The sequence below is a fragment of the Actinoplanes sandaracinus genome (assembly GCF_030009775.1).
GTDB lineage: Bacteria > Actinomycetota > Actinomycetes > Mycobacteriales > Micromonosporaceae > Actinoplanes > Actinoplanes sandaracinus.
Map to the genome: position 1 here is coordinate 1 of NZ_JASCTH010000088.1, position 1,464 is coordinate 1,464.

1 protein-coding gene is annotated in these 1,464 nt (G+C 67.1%); it reads left to right on the forward strand.

The genetic code is table 11. The features are described 5' to 3' along the window. Positions 1–1,464, forward strand: a 1,464-nt coding sequence (locus QLQ12_RS46765; RefSeq protein ID WP_282767540.1) for an AAA family ATPase, incomplete at both ends; no start/stop codon positions are given.

Genomic DNA, 1,464 nt, shown 5'->3' on the forward strand with positions numbered 1-1,464 from the left:
TTCCAGCCGATCCAGGTGGGCGAGCCGTCGCTGGCGCACACCATCGAGATCCTGAAGGGTCTGCGCGACCGTTACGAGGCGCACCACCGGATCAGCATCACCGACGCGGCCCTGGTCGCGGCTGCGACGCTGGCCGACCGGTACATCTCGGACCGGTTCCTGCCGGACAAGGCGATCGACCTGATCGACGAGGCCGGCGCACGGATGCGCATCCGCCGGATGACCGCGCCGCCGGACCTGCGTGACTTCGACGAGCGCATCGCCCAGGTGCGCCGCGACAAGGAGTCCGCGATCGACGCGCAGGACTTCGAGCGGGCCGCGCAGCTGCGTGACAAGGAGAAGACCCTGCTGGGCCAGAAGGCGCAGCGGGAGAAGGAGTGGAAGGCCGGCGACCTCGACGTCGTGTCCGAGGTCGACGACGAGCAGATCGCCGAGGTCCTGGGCAACTGGACCGGCATCCCGGTCTACAAGCTCACCGAGGAGGAGACCTCCCGCCTGCTGCGCATGGAGGACGAGCTGCACAAGCGCGTCATCGGCCAGGAGGACGCGGTGCAGGCCGTCTCCAAGGCGATCCGGCGGACCCGGGCCGGCCTCAAGGACCCGAAGCGCCCGTCCGGCTCGTTCATCTTCGCCGGCCCGTCCGGTGTCGGTAAGACCGAGCTGTCCAAGGCGCTGGCGGAGTTCCTGTTCGGCTCCGAGGATGCGCTGATCCAGCTCGACATGTCCGAGTTCCACGACCGCTACACGGTGTCCCGCCTGGTCGGTGCCCCTCCCGGCTACGTGGGTTACGACGAGGGCGGCCAGCTCACCGAGAAGGTGCGCCGCAAGCCGTTCAGCGTGGTCCTGTTCGACGAGATCGAGAAGGCCCACCCGGACGTGTTCAACACGCTCCTGCAGATCCTGGAAGACGGTCGCCTGACCGACGGCCAGGGCCGCATCGTGGACTTCAAGAACACGGTCATCATCCTCACCACCAACCTGGGCACGCGTGACGTGGCCAAGGCGGTGTCGCTGGGCTTCCAGGCCTCCGAGGCCGAGGAGTCGAGCTACGAGCGGATGAAGATCAAGGTCAACGACGAGCTGAAGCAGCACTTCCGCCCCGAGTTCCTGAACCGTATCGACGACACGATCGTCTTCCACCAGCTGCGTGAGAAGGAGATCCTCCAGATCGTCGACATCTTCACCGCCCGCATCGAGGGGCAGCTGAAGAACAAGGACATGGGCCTGGAGCTGACCGACAACGCCAAGCGTTACCTGGCGGCCAAGGGCTTCGACCCGGTCCTCGGCGCCCGGCCGCTGCGCCGGACCATCCAGCGCGAGCTGGAGGACACCCTGTCCGAGCAGATCCTCTTCAACGAGCTGCGCCCCGGCCAGATCGTCGTCGTCGACTGCGAGGGCGACCCGGCCAAGTTCGAGAAGGCGAAGCTGGTCTTCCAGGGCGCCGAGAAGGGCGTGACGGTGCCC